Source organism: Stenotrophomonas sp. HITSZ_GD, from assembly GCF_029543105.1.
Lineage (GTDB): Bacteria > Pseudomonadota > Gammaproteobacteria > Xanthomonadales > Xanthomonadaceae > Stenotrophomonas_A.
Window position 1 is genome coordinate 53,045 of the sequence record NZ_JARQXB010000005.1, and the last position, 15,675, is coordinate 68,719.

General features: G+C 69.9%; 14 protein-coding genes. 10 read left to right on the plus strand and 4 right to left on the minus strand.

From position 1 onward, the window contains the following. Positions 1–36: 36 nt before the first annotated feature. Positions 37–1,764 (minus strand): transcription termination factor Rho, encoded by a 1,728-nt coding sequence (gene rho / locus P6166_RS06985; RefSeq protein WP_277763756.1) that lies wholly within the window; start codon positions 1,762–1,764, stop codon positions 37–39. A 232-nt stretch (positions 1,765–1,996) separates the two neighbouring features. Then, positions 1,997–2,338 (minus strand): thioredoxin TrxA, encoded by a 342-nt coding sequence (gene trxA / locus P6166_RS06990; protein WP_277763757.1) that lies wholly within the window; start codon positions 2,336–2,338, stop codon positions 1,997–1,999. Between the two features lie 197 nt (positions 2,339–2,535). Between trxA and rhlB the strand changes: the two genes are divergently transcribed. From rhlB to rpoH, 6 genes are all read left to right on the plus strand, one after another. Then, positions 2,536–4,260: an ATP-dependent RNA helicase RhlB gene (rhlB, locus tag P6166_RS06995; RefSeq protein ID WP_277763758.1), complete on the plus strand. Its 1,725-nt coding sequence runs from the start codon at positions 2,536–2,538 to the stop codon at positions 4,258–4,260. A 77-nt stretch (positions 4,261–4,337) separates the two neighbouring features. Further along, complete coding sequence (gene ftsE / locus P6166_RS07000) at positions 4,338–5,024, plus strand: cell division ATP-binding protein FtsE (protein ID WP_277763759.1); 687 nt, start codon at positions 4,338–4,340, stop codon at positions 5,022–5,024. Beyond that, positions 5,021–5,965 carry a permease-like cell division protein FtsX gene (ftsX, locus tag P6166_RS07005; protein WP_277763760.1) on the plus strand — a complete coding sequence of 315 codons (945 nt, stop codon included), beginning with the start codon at positions 5,021–5,023 and terminating at the stop codon, positions 5,963–5,965. Before ftsE ends, ftsX begins: the two co-directional genes overlap by 4 nt. A 7-nt stretch (positions 5,966–5,972) precedes the next feature. Then, a complete protein-coding gene (locus P6166_RS07010; protein WP_277763761.1) occupies positions 5,973–6,815 on the plus strand; it encodes a response regulator in 843 nt (280 codons plus the stop codon). Next, positions 6,812–7,534, plus strand: a complete 723-nt coding sequence (ung, locus tag P6166_RS07015) for a uracil-DNA glycosylase (RefSeq protein ID WP_277763762.1) — start codon at positions 6,812–6,814, stop codon at positions 7,532–7,534. Before P6166_RS07010 ends, ung begins: the two co-directional genes overlap by 4 nt. Positions 7,535–7,793: 259 nt before the next feature. After that, positions 7,794–8,669: an RNA polymerase sigma factor RpoH gene (rpoH, locus tag P6166_RS07020; protein WP_277763763.1), complete on the plus strand. Its 876-nt coding sequence runs from the start codon at positions 7,794–7,796 to the stop codon at positions 8,667–8,669. Between the two features lie 55 nt (positions 8,670–8,724). Here the strand turns inward: rpoH and P6166_RS07025 are convergent, their stop codons facing one another. Next, positions 8,725–10,026 carry an NAD(P)/FAD-dependent oxidoreductase gene (locus P6166_RS07025; protein WP_277763764.1) on the minus strand — a complete coding sequence of 434 codons (1,302 nt, stop codon included), beginning with the start codon at positions 10,024–10,026 and terminating at the stop codon, positions 8,725–8,727. A 155-nt stretch (positions 10,027–10,181) separates the two neighbouring features. On the opposite strand from P6166_RS07025, the gene P6166_RS07030 reads away from it, so the two are divergent. Both P6166_RS07030 and P6166_RS07035 read left to right on the plus strand, forming a co-directional pair. Further along, complete coding sequence (locus P6166_RS07030; protein ID WP_277763765.1) at positions 10,182–10,691, plus strand: hypothetical protein; 510 nt, start codon at positions 10,182–10,184, stop codon at positions 10,689–10,691. Further along, positions 10,688–11,458 (plus strand): NYN domain-containing protein, encoded by a 771-nt coding sequence (locus tag P6166_RS07035; protein ID WP_345781859.1) that lies wholly within the window; start codon positions 10,688–10,690, stop codon positions 11,456–11,458. The genes P6166_RS07030 and P6166_RS07035 overlap by 4 nt, the downstream gene beginning before the upstream one ends. On the opposite strand, the gene P6166_RS07040 is transcribed toward P6166_RS07035, so the two are convergent. Beyond that, entirely contained in the window at positions 11,459–13,660 is a 2,202-nt protein-coding gene (locus tag P6166_RS07040) for a primosomal protein N' (protein ID WP_277763766.1), read from the minus strand. A 426-nt stretch (positions 13,661–14,086) separates the two neighbouring features. Between P6166_RS07040 and P6166_RS07045 the strand changes: the two genes are divergently transcribed. Both P6166_RS07045 and P6166_RS07050 read left to right on the plus strand, forming a co-directional pair. Then, positions 14,087–15,103, plus strand: a complete 1,017-nt coding sequence (locus P6166_RS07045; protein ID WP_277763767.1) for a hypothetical protein — start codon at positions 14,087–14,089, stop codon at positions 15,101–15,103. After that, entirely contained in the window at positions 15,093–15,665 is a 573-nt protein-coding gene (locus tag P6166_RS07050; protein ID WP_277763768.1) for a DUF3106 domain-containing protein, read from the plus strand. Before P6166_RS07045 ends, P6166_RS07050 begins: the two co-directional genes overlap by 11 nt. The last annotated feature ends 10 nt before the right edge of the window (positions 15,666–15,675 follow it).

A 15,675-nucleotide genomic window follows, 5' to 3' on the forward strand; every position in this document is an offset into this window, starting at 1 on the left:
GAGTGCGGGGCGTTCTGTTTGCGGCGTCCTGCGGACTCAGCGCTTCATCGAATTGAAGAACTCGTCGTTGGACTTCGTGCTCTTCATCTTGTCGAGCAGGAATTCCATCGCGGCGATTTCGTCCATCGGGTGCAGCAGCTTGCGCAGGATCCAGATTTTCTGCAGCAGCTCCGGCTCGATGAGCAGGTCCTCGCGGCGCGTGCCCGAACGGTTGATGTCGATCGCCGGGTAGACGCGCTTCTCGGTGATGCGGCGGTTCAAATGCACTTCGCTGTTGCCGGTGCCCTTGAACTCTTCGTAGATCACCTCGTCCATCTTCGAGCCGGTCTCGACCAGCGCGGTGGCGATGATGGTCAGCGAACCGCCTTCCTCGACGTTACGCGCCGCGCCAAAGAAGCGCTTCGGGCGGTGCAGGGCGTTGGCGTCCACGCCGCCGGTCAGCACCTTGCCGGAGCTGGGCACGACGTTGTTGTAGGCGCGCGCCAGGCGGGTGATCGAATCGAGCAGGATCACCACGTCCTTCTTGTGCTCGACCAGGCGCTTGGCGCGCTCGATCACCATCTCGGCGACCTGCACGTGGCGCGCGGCCGGCTCGTCGAACGTGGAGCTGATGACCTCGCCGCGCACGGTGCGCTGCATTTCGGTCACTTCTTCCGGGCGCTCGTCGATGAGCAGCACGATCATGTGCACATCGGGATGGTTGGTGGTGATCGCCGTGGCTATCTGCTGCATCATCATCGTCTTGCCGGCCTTCGGCGGGGAGACGATCAGCGCGCGCTGGCCCTTGCCCTGCGGGGCCATGAGGTCGAGGATGCGGCCGGCGATGTCTTCGGACGAACCATTGCCGCGTTCCAGGGTGAAGCGCTTGCGCGGGAACAGCGGGGTCAGGTTCTCGAACAGCACCTTGTTCTTCGACGCTTCCAGCGGCTCGCCGTTGATCGTGTCGATCGTGGACAGCGCGAAGTAGCGCTCCCCGTCCTTCGGGAAGCGGATGCGCCCGGACAGGTAGTCACCGGTGCGCAGGTTGAAGCGGCGGATCTGGCTGGGCGAGATATAGGTGTCGTCCGGGCCGGCCAGGTAGCTGGCCTCGGCCGCGCGCAGGAAGCCGAAGCCGTCGGGCAGGATTTCCAGCACGCCGTCGGCGGCCACGCCATCGCCATGGCGGGTCAGTACCTTCAGCAGGGCGAAGATCACGTCCTGCTTGCGCGCGCGGGCCACGCCGTCGTGGATGTTCAGCTGTTCGGCGATGTCCAGCAGCTTCTGCGCCGGCATCTGCTTGAGATCGCTCAGCGAATAGATCGGGAAGCCTTCGGGCACGTTCGGCGCCGGACGCGGCGGCTGGTTCTGGTGCTCGTTGCCGCCGTCGCTGGGCATGCCGCCGTTGTCGTAACGCTCGCGCTGGCGGTCGCGACGGTTGCGGAACCGGTCGCGGCGGTTGCCGCCCTGGCCCTGGCCCTGCGGGTTGTTCTGGTTCTGGTTCTGGTTCTGGTGGTGGCCGCGCTGCGGCTGGCCACCGCCGCCTTCGCGCGGCTCGCCGGCGCCGCCTTCAGCGGCGGGGGCGGGGGCGGCGGGCGCGGACGGGGCTTCGGCTGCGGCGCGCGGGGCCTCGGCGGGCGGGCTCGGCGGCAACGGCAGGTCGGACTGCGGCGCGGCGGCGGTGTCGCTGGCGCCTTCTGCGGCGGCCTTGCTCACGCGGGTCTTGCGCACGCGCTTTTCGACGGGGGCGTCGACGCTCCCGGTTTCGGAAGAAGTATTCTCGGACAAGTGCTTGATTCCTCGCTTGTATATGCGAGCGCCCGGCGGAGGGGCGAGCTTTGGGTGGTCGGGGAGTCTGGAAGAGTTTCCAGCGGGGTGCGGCGCACGCAGGGTGGCCGGATGGAATGACGTTAACACCGCCCCATCTGGGGGCGCAAGCGGCCTGGCGCCGCCTGGTTCAAGTGCCGGCAGGGTGCCGGCGGGCTCCGTCCGGCCGGGGCCGGGCGGAGCCGGGGGAACCTCAGGCGACCGCGCCGCCCAGGCTCTTGTCGATCATCTGGGTCAGCTGACCCTTGCCGACGGCGCCGATCTGCGAGGCCTGGACCTCGCCGTCCTTGAACAGCAGCAGCATCGGGATCGAACGCACGTGGTACTTCACGGCCAGGGCGCGGTTCTCATCCACGTTGACCTTGGCCACCTTCAGCTTGCCGTCGTAAGCGCTGGCCAGCTCGTCCAGCACGGGGGCGATCATCTTGCACGGGCCGCACCATTCGGCCCAGAAATCCACCAGCACGGGCTCGCCGGACTGCAGGACGGTATTGTCGAAGTCGGCTTCGCCGACGTGTAGAACCTTGTCGCTCACTTTGGTCTCCTGGGAACCCGGGCCGGACCCAGGACCGGGGCCGACCGCCACATTGCGGTAAACTGGGGCATTGCGCGGCGGAATCAAGCCACTGTCTGAAGCCGCGCTGTCCGGTGCAAGGGCCGCAGTTTGCGACGCTGCCGGAATCGATGCAAGCCGCGCCCGGGCTACTCCAGGCGCCTCAAGAAGACGGAATGATGAGCGATAAACCGCTGACCGATTTGACTTTTTCCTCGTTTGACCTGCACCCGACGCTGCTCGCCGGGCTGGAAGGCGCAGGATTCACCCGATGCACTCCCATCCAGGCCCTGACCCTGCCGGTGGCCCTGGCCGGACGTGACGTCGCGGGCCAGGCCCAGACCGGTACGGGCAAGACCCTGGCCTTCCTGGTCGCGGTGATCAACCGCCTGCTGACCCGCCCGGCGCTGGCCGACCGCAAGCCGGAAGACCCGCGTGCGCTGATCCTGGCCCCGACCCGCGAGCTGGCCATCCAGATCCACAAGGACGCGGTGAAGTTCGGCGCCGACCTGGGCCTGCGCTTTGCCCTGGTCTACGGCGGCGTGGACTACGACAAGCAGCGCGAGCTGCTGCAGAAGGGCGTGGACGTGATCATCGCCACCCCGGGCCGCCTGATCGACTACGTCAAGCAGCACAAGGTGGTGTCCCTGCACGCCTGCGAGATCTGCGTGCTGGACGAGGCCGACCGCATGTTCGACCTCGGCTTCATCAAGGACATCCGCTTCCTGCTGCGCCGCATGCCCGAGCGCGGCACCCGCCAGACCCTGCTGTTCAGCGCCACCCTCAGCCACCGCGTGCTGGAGCTGGCCTATGAGCACATGAACGAGCCGGAGAAGCTGGTCGTCGAGGCCGAGACCATCACCGCCGCGCGCGTGCGCCAGAAGCTGTACTACCCGGCCGACGAGGAGAAGATCCCGTTGCTGCTGGGCCTGCTGTCGCGCAGCGAGGGCGCGCGCACGATGGTGTTCGTCAACACCAAGGCGTTCGTCGAGCGCGTGGCACGGGCGCTGGAGCGTGCCGGCTACCGCGTCGGCGTGCTGTCCGGCGACGTGCCGCAGAAGAAGCGCGAGACCCTGCTCAACCGCTTCCAGAAGGGCCAGCTGGAAATCCTCGTCGCCACCGACGTGGCCGCGCGCGGCCTGCACATCGACGGCGTGGACTACGTCTACAACTACGACCTGCCGTTCGATGCCGAGGACTACGTCCACCGCATCGGCCGCACCGCGCGCCTGGGCGCCGAGGGTGACGCGATCAGCTTCGCCTGCGAGCGCTACGCGATGGGCCTGCCGGACATCGAGGCCTACATCGAGCAGAAAATCCCCTCCGAGCCGGTGACCAAGGAACTGCTCACCGCCCTGCCGCGCCCAGAGCGCGCGCCGGTGCCGGCGGGCGAGGACGACGGCGAGAACGAGAGCGTCGGTTCGATCTTCCGCGAGGCGCGCGAAGCGCGTGCCGCCGAGGAGGAGCGTCGCGGTGGCGGCCGTTCCGGCAGCCGCTCCGGCGGCAGTAGCCGTTCGGGCAGCGGCGGTGGCCGCGGTCGCGGCGAGCGCCGCGAGGGCGGCAGCGACGACAAGTCGCGCCGTCCGCGCAAGCCGCGCGTGGAAGGCGAGGCCGCTTCGGCCGAAGCCGCCGCCACGCCGGCCGCCGAGGCGCCGCGTCCGCCCAAGCCAGCGGTGGAAGGTGCCGAGGGCCAGGGCGAGCGCGCACCGCGCAAGCGTCGTCGTCGTCGCCACGGCAAGCCGGTCGATCCGGCCGCCACCGAGGCCGCGCGCGCCACGCAGCCGCCGTCGGCACCGCGCAAGCCGATCCAGGTCATGGCCACCAAGTCCGCGCCGGCGGCCAACAACGGCTCGTTCCTGAGCCGCCTGGGCCGCAAGCTGCGTTCGCTGGTATCCGGCGGCTGAGGCCGCCGGCGGACGGACGCCACGGTTGGGGCGATTGCCGGCGATGCAATCGGTGATCGCTCCGGCATAATTGCTGAATGACCGTCCTGCGCTTCGACAACGTCAGCAAGCAATACGCCGGGGGCCACCAGGCCCTGATCGACGTCAGCTTCGAGGTCGGTACCGGTGAGATGCTGTTCGTCACCGGCCACTCGGGTGCTGGCAAGAGCACGCTGCTCAAGTTGATCCACCTGAGCGAGCGGCCCAGCCGCGGCGCGGTGATCTTCGGCGAGCGCAACCTGTTGAAGGTCCGCGGCGGGCGCGTCGCGTTGCATCGCCGCGAGGTCGGGGCCGTGCACCAGGACCACCGCCTGCTGCATGACCGCAGCATCGCCGAGAACGTCGCCCTGCCGCTGATCCTGCGCGGTACCCGCCGCGCGGAGATCGGCAAGCGCGTGCGCTCGGCGCTGGAACGCATCGGCCTGGCCGACCGCGAGAAGGCGCTGCCGGCGCAGCTCTCGGCCGGCGAGCAGCAACGCGTGGGCATCGCCCGCGCCATCGTGTCCGAGCCGCGCCTGCTGGTCGCCGACGAGCCGACCGGCAACCTCGACCCCACCCTGGCCGCGGAGATCATGCAGCTGTTCGCCGAACTGCCCGCGCGCGGTACCAGCGTGCTGGTGGTCAGCCACGACCTGGCCCTGCTCAAGCAGATGCGCAAGCGCGTGCTGGTACTCGACCACGGCCGGCTGGTGGACGACATCTCGCCGCAGGACCTGGCCGAATGAACCACGCCGCCCAGAACGCCGCGCCGTCGCGCCTGTCGGTGTGGTTCGACCACCACCTGCACAGCATCGCCTTCAGCCTGGGCCGCGCGCTGCGCAAGCCGTGGGCCACGCTGCTCACCATCATGGTGATGGCATTGGCCCTGGCGCTGCCGCTGGGCCTGTCGATCGCGCTGGACAACGTGCGCCACCTCGCCGGCAGCGTGCAGCAGACGCGCGACATCAATGTGTTCCTCAAGCACGACGTGGATGCCGCCGCCGCGCAGGCGCTGGCCGAACAGTGGCGCGGCCGCGCCGACGTGGGCGCGGTGAGCCTGCGCACGCCGGAGCAGGGGCTGGCCGAATTGCGCGAGAACGCGCACCTGGACGAAGCGATCGATGCGCTGGGCGACAACCCGCTGCCGACGCTGCTGATCGTCACGCCCGCCGCGGGCAGCGACGACACCGCGCTGGCCACCTCGCTGCAGGCCACCCCGCAGGCCGACCTGGTGCAGCACGATGCGGTGTGGCGCCAGCGCCTGGACAACTGGCTGCATTTCGGTGCGCGGTTGGTGCAGGTGCTGTCGGTCTTGCTGGGCCTCGGCGCGGTGCTGGTGGTCGGCAACACGGTGCGGCTGGATATCCAGGGGCGGCGCGAGGAGATCGGCGTGCTGCAATTGCTGGGGGCCAGCGATGGCTTCATCCGCCGCCCGTTCCTGTACCTGGGCGCTTGGTACGGCCTGGGGGCGGGCATCGTCGCGCTGGGCCTGCTGGCCGTGGCGGGCGTGGCATTGCGCGCGCCGCTGGCCGCGCTGGCCGACAGCTACGGCAGCCAGTTCGCGCTGCATGGCCTGGACCTGCTGCACGGCGGGATGGTGCTGCTGGGCACCGTGCTGCTCGGCTGGCTCGGTGCCTGGCTGGTGACCGGGCACTTCCTGCGTCAGACTCGCCCGACCGAGACCTGAGGGCCGCATGCGCAATCCCGATCTCAAGCATCTGATCAGCGACGCGCCGCGCGTGATGGTGGTCGATGGTTCCAAGCTGGTGCGCAAGCTGATCGCCGACGTGTTGCAGCGCGAGCTGCCTGCGGTTGAGGTGGTGGGCTGCGCCAGCATCGCCGAAGCGCGCGACGCGCTGGCCGCCGGCGCGGTGAACCTGGTCACCACCTCGCTGTCCTTGCCCGATGGCGACGGCCTGGCGCTGGCGCGCAGCGTGCGCGAGGCGGCCGGGCAAGCCTACGTGCCGGTGATCGTGGTGTCCGGCGATGCGCAGCAGCATCTGGTTGAGCGGCGCTTCACCGAGTACGTCACCGACTATTTCGACAAGTCGCTCGGCCACGAAGCGCTGGCGACCTTCATCCGCGGGTATGTGCAGCCCGAGCCCGTGCCCGGCGCGACCGTGTTGTACATCGAGGACAGCCGCGTGGTCGCCGAGGCGACCAAGCGCATGCTGGAACGCCAGCAGCTGAAGGTGCTGCACGTGATCACCGCCGAGGAGGCGTTCTCGCTGCTCACCGCCGAATCGCTGGGCCGCACCGAGCGCCGCATCGATCTCGTGCTGACCGATGTCACGCTGAAGGGCGAGCTCAACGGGCGCGACGTGGTCGAGCGCATCCGCGTGGATTTCGATTACGGCAAGCGTCGTCTGCCGGTGCTGGTGATGACGGGCGACAGCAATCCGTACAACCAGTCCGAACTGCTGCGCGCCGGCGCCAACGACCTGGTGCAAAAGCCCATCGAAGAGCGCCTGCTGGTCACCAAGGTGCTGTTCCAGCTGCGCCTGGCCCGCCTGGACGACCAGGTCGTCATGCTGTGACCGAGGAACCGCGGATCCAGTTGGAGCCTTCCTGGAAGGCGCGGGTAGGAGACTGGCTGCTGCGACCGGAAATGCGCGAGCTTTCCGCGTTCCTGCGCCAGCGCAAGGCCGCCGGCGCGCACATCTTCCCGCCGGGCCCGCAAATCTTCGCCGCGTTCGACGCCACGCCGTTCGAGCAGGTCAAGGTGGTGATCCTCGGGCAGGACCCGTATCACGGCTATGGCCAGGCGCACGGGCTGTGTTTTTCGGTGCAGCCGGGCGTGCCGGTGCCGCCCTCGCTGCTGAACATCTACAAGGAAATCGAGGAAGACCTCGGTATCCCGCGGCCGGACCATGGCTGCCTGCTGCCTTGGGCGCAGCGCGGCGTGCTGCTGCTCAATGCCGTGCTCACCGTCGAGGAAGGCCGGGCCGGCGCCCACCAGGGCAAGGGCTGGGAGGGTTTCACCGACCACGTCGTGGAGGTGCTCAACCGCGAGCGCGAGGGCCTGGTCTTCCTGCTGTGGGGCAGCTACGCCCAGGCCAAGGGCAAGGTCATCGACCCGCGCCGGCACAAGGTGCTCAAGGCGCCGCATCCTTCGCCGCTGTCCGCCCACCGGGGCTTTCTGGGCTGCCGCCACTTCTCCGCCGCCAACGAGTACCTGCGCCGCCGCAGTAGCGGGCCGGTGGACTGGCAACTGCCGCCCCGTTCGGCGCTCTCCACGTCCCTGCCGCCGGGCTGAACTTTTCGCCCAGTGCAAGGGTCTGATCAGGGCGTGCGGGAAGCCCCCGGCACGTCACGTGGGTTGAACGTCCGCCCCGTAGACTGGACAGCGCTTGAAAACGTTCCCTCGACCTCCAGGTGAGGTATGTCATTGATTTTGATGGCATAGAGGTTGGAACAATGGTGGTTTATTCCTAGCCGTTGTTCCGTGGGCGAAACACTGCGGAACTTTCCACCCCTTTAGCAGTCCAATAGTGCGACTGCTAAGATGAGGTCCTATGAGCCAGAACACCTCTACTGCCCTTGTGGCAAACAATCTCCCGATCCCCAGCGCGCTCGGCTCGCTGGACGCCTACATCGGTGCCGTGCACCAGATCCCGGTGCTGTCGGTCGAGGACGAGCAGGCGCTGGCACGCCGCTATCGCGAGGGTGAAGACCTAGACGCGGCGCGCGAGCTGGTGCATTCGCACCTGCGCTTCGTCGTGCACGTGGCCCGCGGCTACAACGGCTACGGCCTGCAGCTGGGCGACCTGATCCAGGAGGGCAACATCGGCCTGATGAAGGCCGTCAAGCGCTTCGACCCGGACATGGGCGTGCGCCTGGTGAGCTTTGCCGTGCACTGGATCCGTGCCGAGATGCACGAGTTCATCCTGAAGAACTGGCGCATCGTGAAGGTCGCCACGACCAAGGCGCAGCGCAAGCTGTTCTTCAACCTGCGCAAGTCCAAGACCCGTCTGGGTTGGCTCAACGCGGCCGAAGTCAGCGCGGTGGCCAAGGACTTGAACGTGTCCGAGCGCGAAGTGATGGAGATGGAGTCGCGCCTGTCGGGTCGCGACATCGGCTTCGATGCGCCCTCCGACGAGGATGACGACCACGCCCCGCCGTCGCCGGCCAGCTATCTGGTCGCCAACGACGAGGATCCGTCGCAGGCCTACGAGCGCCACGACAACGAAGACAACCAGCTGCAGCTGCTGCGCGAGGGCATGGCCAACCTGGACCAGCGTTCGCGCGACATCATCCGCCGCCGCTGGCTGGACGCCGAGTCGAAGGTGACGCTGCAGGAACTGGCCGACGAGTACGGCGTGTCGGCCGAGCGTATCCGCCAGATCGAGGCGAACGCGCTGAAGAAGATGAAGGCGCTGTTCGTCGCCTGATTCGGCGGCGTCACGCGGTCGAGTACGAAAGCCGCCTTCGGGCGGCTTTCGTTTTTCAGTGGCTATCCGGCGGCGGGGTGCGCGCCACGTCGTCGGCGGGCGGCTCTTGCGCCGCGCCGAAGATGATGCGCGCCGCGCGCTGGTAGCTCCAATACGCCATCGCCCAGTTCACCAGCACCACGAAGCGGTTGCGGAAGCCGATCAGGAACCACACGTGGGCGGCGAGCCAAAACCACCACGCCAGCAGCCCCGAGAGCTTGAGCCGGCCGAAATGCACGATCGCGGCCATCCGCCCGATCGTGGCGAGATTGCCGAAGTCGCGGTAGTGGAACGGCGTGGTCGGAGCGCCGCGCAGGCGGGCCTGTATCGAGGCGGCGATGTGCCGGCCCATCTGCTTGGCCGCCGGCGCCACGCCGGGTACCGGCGCGCCATCGGGCCGTTTGGCTGCGGCGAGGTCGCCGCCGACGAAGATTTCCGGATGGCCGGGCACGCTCAGGTCCGCCTCCACCACCACGCGCCCGGCACGGTCGCACGGCGCGCCGAGCAGGGCGCCCAGCGGCGAGGCGGCAACGCCGGCGGCCCACACCACGGTGCGCGCGGGAATCCATTGCGCACCGAGTTGGAAGCCGGCCTCGTCGATATGCGTCACCGGCGTGCCGGTGAGGACTTCCACCCCCAACCGTTCGAGCTGCCGCTGCGCGCGCTCGGTGAGATCGGGCGGGAACGAAGCGAGCACACGCGGGCCGGCCTCCACCAGCCGTACCCGCGCCATGCGCGGGTCGATATGGCGGAACTCGTTCTTCAGCGTGTGCCGCGCGATCTCCGCCAGCGTACCGGCCAGTTCCACGCCGGTGGGCCCGGCGCCGACGATGGCGAAGCTCAGCCACGCCGCGCGCGCCTGTGGGTCGGCTTCGGCCTCGGCGCGCTCGAAAGCCATCAGCAGCTTGCGGCGCAGGTACACGGCATCGTCCAGGGTTTTCAGCCCCGGTGCGTGGCGCGCCCATTGGTCGTGGCCGAAGTACGCATGCGTCGCGCCGCTGGCGAGCAGGAGGTAGTCGTACGCCAGCGACTGGCCATCGCCCAGCTGCACCTGCCGGCGTGCAGGATCCAGCGCCACCACCTCGCCCAGCCGCACTTCCACGTTGCGCTGGTGGCGCAGGATGTGGCGCAGCGGCGCGGCGATGTCCGGTGCCGACAGTCCCGCCGTGGCGACCTGGTAGAGCAGCGGCTGGAACAGGTGGTGGTTGTGGCGATCCACCAGCGTGATGCGCAAGGGTGCATCGGCGAGCGCGCGCGTGGCCCACAGGCCGGCGAAGCCGCCACCGACGACGACCAGATGGGGAGGGCCACCGTTCATCGGATACCGCGAGGAAGAGGTTGCATGGGGGAATGCACTTCGGGGACGGTGCGCACAGCGTACCGCAGCGCCGCGCAGGCGCTGTCATGACGCCGCGGGGCGCCGTGCACGCCAGTTCGGGCATCATGCGCTTCGTGCACATGCCAAGGAACGTCATGAACACCGTCTTCGCCACGCCGCCGCCCTTGCCGGTCCCCCCGCGGCCCGCCGCACCGCCACCGCGGCGCCATCGCTTCGGCATTCCCGGTTGGCTGATTGCGTTGATCGTCGCCGTGCTGCTGCTGTTCGTGCTGGCGGGCGGGTTGATCGCCTGGGGCATCGGCAGCGGTTGGAAGATCTTCGCCGGCCAGGCGCAGCAGGCCTTGCAGGCGCAGCCCGCGGTGCAGGAACACATCGGCACCATCCAGGACATGCACGTGGATCTGGTCGCCACCGGCCATGCCGTGGGCGCGGAAGAGTTCGTGTTCCGCCTGGACGGGGACCGCGGCGACGGCAAGGTGCTGGCGAACTTCGTCTCGGTCGGCGCAGCGCGCGAGATCATCACCGAAGGCGTGCTGACGCTCGACAATGGCGCGCGCTACGAACTGGAAGACCAGTCCGCCACCGACGAAGAAGATGCCTGCCCGCCCGACGACTGTGGCGACGACAGCCTGGAGGACACATGATCGAGACACCGGAAAAACGCATCGCGCTGCTGATCGACGCCGACAACGCACCGGCCTCGAAGATCGAGTTGATCCTGCCGGAAATCGCCCGCTTCGGCGTGGCGAACGTGCGCCGCGCCTACGGCAACTGGAAAAGCCCGCACCTGAAAGGCTGGGAGGCCGTGCTGCATACCCACGCGATCCGCCCGATGCAGCAGTTCGCCTACAGCAGCGGCAAGAACGCCTCGGACATGGCGATGGTCATCGATGCGATGGACCTGCTGTACGCGCGCAACCTCGACGGCTTCGCCATCGTTTCGAGCGATGCCGACTTCACCCCGCTGGTGATGCGCCTGCTCACCGACGGCATGAAGGTCTACGGCTTCGGCGAGAAGAAGACGCCCGAGCCCTTCGTCAATGCGTGCTCCAAGTTCACCTACGTCGAAGCCCTGGGTGCCCCGCTCGCGGCGGACGATGTCTCCTCGGCCGCCGCGCCGAAGGACGGCAAGGCGTTACGCGGCGATACGCGGCTGGTACAGCTACTGCGCGGCGCGGTCGATTCGGCCGCCGACGACGACGGCTGGGCGCACCTGGGTGCGGTGGGCAAGCAGGTGGCGAACCAGGCTTCGTTCGATTCGCGCAACTACGGCTATCGCAAGCTCAGCGACCTGATCCGCGCCACGGACTTGTTCGAGGTGCGGCAGGTGGACCAGGTGATCTACGTGCGCGACAGGCCCAAGGGCAAGCCGACGCCGGCACCCAAGGCGAAGCCCAAAGCGGGCGGCTAGTCAGTACAGGTCCATCGGGTCGACGTCGAGCGACCAGCGCACGCGCCGCGCCAACGGCAGGGCGTGGATCGCCGGCACCATGGCATCGAGCAGATGGTGCAGCGGCACGCGCTGGCCGGCCGACAGCAGCAGCTGGCTGCGCTGGAAACCGGCGCGGCGCGGCATCGGCGCGGGCATCGGGCCGTAGCGGTCGACCGGGTCGTGCGAAGGGTCGAGCCGGCGCACCTGGTCGAGGAATTGCTGCGCCACTTGCGTGTCCTTGGCCTCGGCGCGCAGCAGCGCCAGGTGCGCGAAGGGCGGGAAGCCCGCCGCCTCGCGCTGCTGCAACTCGGCGTGCGCGAAGGCGTGGTAGCCGCCGTTGACCAGGGTCTGCAGCAGCGCGTTGTCCGGATGATGCGTCTGCAGCCACACCTCGCCAGGGCGCTGCGCGCGGCCCGCGCGCCCGGCGACCTGGATCAGCTGCTGGGCGAGCTTCTCGCTGGCGCGGAAGTCGGCCGAGAACAGGCCTTCGTCGATGCCTACCACCACCACCAGGCTCAGCTGCGGCAGGTCGTGGCCCTTGGCCAGGATCTGCGTGCCCACCAGGATGCCCGGCGCCTCGCCCAGCGTGGCCAGCTGGCTCTCCAGCGCATCGCGGCGCTGGGTGGTGCTGCGGTCGATGCGCAGCACGGGAACATCGGGGAACGCCTCCACCAGCCGCGCTTCGAGGCGCTCGGTGCCTACGCCCTGGGGCTGCAGCGCCAGGCTGCCGCAATCCGGGCACGCCAGCGGTACCGGCTGCCGCGCGCCGCAGTGATGGCATTGCAGGCGGCGGCCGGCGCCGTGCACGGTCATCGGGGTGCGGTGCTCCGGCGTGCTGCAGCGCTTGCACGCGGCGGTCCAGCCGCAGTCGTGGCACAGCAGCGCCGGTGCGTAGCCGCGGCGGTTCTTGAACACCAGCACCTGCCCACCGGCCGCCAGCGCCTGGCCGATACCGGCCAGCACCTCCGGCGACAGGCCGTCCTGCATCAAGCGCTTGCGCACGTCGAGGATGCGCACGCCCGGCGGCTTGGCCTCGCCCGCGCGATGCGGCAGGCGCAGCAACTCATAGCGCCCGGCCTGCGCGTTGTGCAGTGACTCCAGCGAGGGCGTCGCGCTGCCCAGCACCACCGGCACGCCCAGCGCCTTGGCCCGCACCAGCGCGAAATCGCGCGCGTGGTAGCGGATGCCGTCCTGCTGCTTGTAGCTGCCGTCGTGTTCCTCATCCACCACGATCAGCCCGGCCTGCGGCAGCGGGGTGAACACCGCCGAGCGCGTGCCCACCACCAGCCGCGCCTCGCCACGCTGCGCCGCCGCCCACACCCGCGCGCGCTCGTTGTCCGACAGCCCGGAATGCAGCGCATGCACCGGCACCCGCAGCCGGGCACGGAAGCGCGCCAGCGTTTGTGGGGTGAGCCCGATTTCCGGCACCAGTACCAGCGCCTGCTTGCCTTGTGCCAGGCAATGGGCGATCGCCTGCAGGTACACCTCGGTCTTGCCGCTGCCGGTGACGCCATCGAGCAGGAAGGGCGCAAAGCCATCCGCCGCGCGCACGGCCTCCACGGCGGCCTGTTGCGCGGGGTTGAGCGAGGGGCCGGCCGCCACGTCGGGCGGGGTCGCGGGCAGCGCCATCGGCACGCGCTGCGCATGGTCGCGCTTGGCCAGCGCGCGGGCGGCGGTGCGCCATTCGTCCATCGCCTCGTCGAGCGCGTCCTCAGTGACCGCGCCGGCGGCCAGCAGCGACGCCAGCCGCGCCGGGCGGGTACCGGCCCGCAGCCGGGGTGCGGCGGTATGGCCGGCCTCGGTCAGGGTCCAGCCCCAGGCATGGGTGTCGGGCAGCGGCTCGCCCCGGCGCAGCGGGCCGGGCAAGGCCGTGGCGACCACCTCGCCGAACGGCGCGTGCGTATAGCGCGCCAGCCAGTGCAGCGATTGCGCCAGCTCGCCGTGCAGCAGCGGCGCGTCATCCAGCCAGGCCGTGGCCTCGCGCAAAGGCGGCTGCGCCTGGGCATCGGCCTCTCCCAGCGCGGCCACCACGCCCACCAGCGCGCGGGAACCGAACGGCACCTGCACCCGGCGGCCGATGTCCGCCGGCGTCGGCGGCAGCGCGCCGGGCGGAAGGTAGTCGAACAGCTGCGGCAACGGCACCGGCAGCGCGACGCGCAGGGTGGGAAGGGGGGACGACATGTCCATTCAGTCTATCCCGATGGACGTCCCAAGGCGTCGGTACTTGCCACTTGTTCCTGTGGTCCGCGACGATAAACAAGACGTAAATAAGCGCGGTGATTGAGGATTTGCCCTTATCCACACAGCTTGTGGATAAAGCTGTGGGTTTCCACCTTGCTCCACGCCGTGAAGGGCGATTCACAGGGCTTGCGGATACCTTGGACAAAAAATCGCCACATTGATATTTTTCTTTTAAATCATGCACTTGATCGTGAAACACGCTTGAAATATGGCTTTTCCGCGTCATCGGCCACGGCGCGCCGCGGCCGCTTTAGTGCTGTGCACAACCCGCCGGCGGCGGGGTGCCGGCGGAACGCAAGCGGCCCTGGCTGTCAAGCGCGCCTAAGCGATGCCCGCTCGCTATCATGCGGCGATGACGGAGTACCCATGAGCGCCAGGTCCGCAGCCGAATCCGCGGCCTCCCCCACCGCCCTGTCCGCTTTCCTGAAGGGCGTGGAGCGCCGGGCCGATACCTTGGCCAGTCTGCAGTGCGGGGACCTCCAGCAGGCCGAGCGCGGCCTGGCCGCTACGTTCCGTGCCTTCCAGTCCCGTGCCGGCGAGTGGCCGATGGCCGTCTGGCCCACGCGCTTCTGGGCCCTGCTCGCCGCCACCCCGGCGCTGCGCGAGCCGGGCCGCGCGCCGCATTGGCCGCAGGGGCTGGAGGGGCTGGCTCCGTTGTCCGCCGACGATCGCCTGGCGCTGCTGCTGCGCATCGTGGTGGGGCTGGACGAAGCCGCCGCGGCCGACGTGCTGGGCGTGGACGAGGACGCCTATCGCCACGCGCTGGCGCGAGCTTGCCCACGCGATGCCGCCGGCCACCCGGATGCGCACGGCTGGCGCCTGCTGGCCGAAGCCGCGCAGCGCCAACTGCGCGAGCTTGCGCCCGAGCGTCTGGGCCGGCTGGCCGACCTGCGCGAACCGCGCCCGCCCGTCGCCGCGCCCGCCCGCGCCCAGCCCGCCGAGCGTACCCGGGTGCCGCGCGCCGGCCGCCTGGGCCGGCTGCGGTCGCAATGGCGCTGGATCGTGGCCGGATGCGTACTGCTCGCCCTGCTGGCCGCGGCTGCGGCGTGGATGCGCGCGCGCCCGGGCGTGCGCCTGCCGCCGGAGCCGGTCAGCCAGGCGCCGGCGGGTGCGCTGCACGTCACCGACGCAGCGCCCGTGCTGGTGGAAGAACTGCCCGCCGAAGACCTGGACCGAGGCGAGCAAGCGCCCGTGCCCGCGCCCGGCGCCGACCCGGCCGATGCCGCGATGCTGGCCGACCCGGACCTGGCGCTCGCCCGTCAGGCCGACTTCTACGCCTGGTTCGCCGCTGGCGGCCCGGTGCCGGCCGACGAATCGCAGCCGCGCCCCACCGCGCCCGACCTGGCCGCCGCCGGCATGGAGACGGTGACCGATGACGAATGACCTGTGCCGTGGCGCCGCGTTGCTGGCGCTCTGCACGCTGGCCTGGGGCGCGTGCGCCCAGGCGCTGCCCGCGCCGTTGGATGAAACCACCGGCGCCTTGCAGCCGCCGGCCGTGAGCGCGCCGCCGGCGTGGCCCACGCTCGATGCCGCCGCGCGCGCGGACGTGCGTGCGCGCTACGCCGCCTGGCGTGCGCTCGGCGATGCGGAGCGCGCGCGCATCCGCCAGGCGCAGGCACGTCTGGCCGCGCTGCCGCCCGACCAGCAGCAGGCGCTGCGCACGCGTTTCGATGCCATGGACGCTATGCACCGCGACGGCTGGCGCCTCGGCGCGCAGATCGGCCGCCACTACGCGGGCCTGCAGCCGATGTTCGGCTACGTGCCGCCGGCGCAGCGCGCGCAGGTGCTCGACCTGCTGCGTGCGTTGGACGACGACCAACTCGGCCAGCTCGCGGTGATCTCCCAGCGCACGGCCCCGCCGGATCGCGCGCGCCTGCGCGACGACCTGCTCGCGCAGGCGCCGGGCGCGCGGGCGGCCTGGCTGCGCAGCCACCTGGCGCGCTGAGGCGCGCCGG